Annotated in this window: 3 protein-coding genes; all 3 read left to right on the forward strand. The window is 64.0% G+C overall.

Annotated features, from left to right (window positions below; translation table 11 throughout):
- Window positions 1-304: peptide deformylase (gene def / locus A3754_RS10175; protein WP_063519586.1), on the forward strand; the 304-nt coding region annotated here is incomplete at its 5' end.
- 202 nt (window positions 305-506) lie between these two features.
- Complete coding sequence (gene fmt / locus A3754_RS10180; RefSeq protein WP_063519587.1) at window positions 507-1,499, forward strand: methionyl-tRNA formyltransferase; 993 nt, start codon at window positions 507-509, stop codon at window positions 1,497-1,499.
- A partial coding sequence (locus A3754_RS10185) for a transcription antitermination protein NusB (protein ID WP_231880579.1) occupies window positions 1,468-1,686 on the forward strand: 219 nt, incomplete at its 3' end. The genes fmt and A3754_RS10185, both read left to right, overlap by 32 nt.

Genomic DNA, 1,686 nt, shown 5'->3' on the forward strand with positions numbered 1-1,686 from the left:
CGAGCCCAAGGTGTACATCAACCCGCAGATCACGCCACTCACCGATNAACTGGCGCCCTACGAAGAAGGCTGCCTGTCGGTGCCCGGTTTCTACGAGAAGGTAAAGCGCCCGGCGCGGGTGCGGATCAATGCCCTGGACCGGGACGGCAACGCCTTCGAAGTAGAAGCGGACGAACTGCTCGCCACCTGCATCCAGCACGAGATCGACCACCTGGACGGCAAACTGTTCGTGGACTACGTTTCCCGACTGAAGCGTGACCGCATCAAGAAGAAGCTGGAAAAGATCCACCGCCAGCAGGCATAAGAGAGAGGCAAGTTGAAAGTTCAAAGTTGAAAAGCGCGAAACGGCTTTCAGAGTAGCGAATCGCCATGCCCGCGATTCCAGCCCTGCGGCGCGGCCGTGGCGCTAGACGTGTGGCTTACTCGAGGGCTCGCGTTTGAACTTTCAACTTTTCACTTTCAACTCACCTCTCTGCCCCACCACTTACCGACCCAGAGGCCGCTCATTGAAACCCTTACGCCTTGCCTTCGCCGGCACCCCGGACTTCGCCGCTGCCAGCCTGCAGGCCGTGCTGGATAACGATCATCAGGTCGTGGCCGTTCTCACCCAGCCGGATCGCGCCGCCGGGCGCGGCAAGAAAGTGCAGCAAAGCCCGGTCAAACAGCTGGCGACCAGCCACGGGATTGCCGTGCTGCAGCCGGAAAACCTGAAAGGCGAAGACACTCGCCAGCAGTTACGCGACCTGAATCTGGATGCCCTGGTGGTGGTGGCCTATGGCCTGATCATTCCCCAGGCGGTGCTGGATATTCCTCGCCTGGGCTGCCTGAACGTGCACGGCTCGCTGCTGCCGCGCTGGCGTGGGGCCGCCCCCATTCAACGGGCCATCACCACCGGCGACACTCAAACCGGCAACACCATCATGCAAATGGAAGCCGGGCTCGATACCGGCCCCATGCTGCTCAGTGAAGCCCTGCCCATCGGCGAGCGTGAAACCGGCGGCGAACTGCACGACCGGCTGGCCACCCAGGGGGCCCGCCTGTTGGTGACCGTGCTGAACGATCTGGAGCACCACCTGGCCAACGCCACCCCACAGCCCGACGAAGGCGTCACCTACGCCCACAAGCTGAGCAAGGCTGAAGCACGGCTGGACTTCCGCCTGCCCACCCGCGCGCTCTACAACCGCATCCGCGCCTTCAATCCTTTCCCGGTGAGCTGGGTGCCACTCAACGGTCAGCCCATGCGCATCTGGCAGGCCAGCGAAAGCCCGCAACCGGGGCAGGACAGCGATGAGCCCGGCCATATCCTGGCCGTGGACGACCAGGGCATCCATGTGGCCACCGGCGATGGCAGCCTGATCCTCGAAGAGCTGCAGCTGCCCGGCAAACGGCGCATGGCGGTGTCCGACCTGCTGCGCGGCAACCCGGCCCTGTTCACCGTTGGCGAACCGCTGGGTGATGCCATTGCCGATGCGTCAGGTGATCAATGTGGCAACGCCTGACCCGCGCCTGAGCGCCGTGCGCGCCCTCAACCGGGTGCTCCCCGGCAAGGGCGACGGCGAAAGCCTGCGCGAAGTGCTGCGCGACTTTCCCCTGCAAGGCAGCGACGGCGGCCAGATGCGCGATATCTGCTTCGGCGTATGCCGTCACCTGCGCCCGCTCAACCACTGGCTCAACCAACAGCTCTCC

This window comes from Alcanivorax sp. HI0083, from assembly GCF_001635175.1.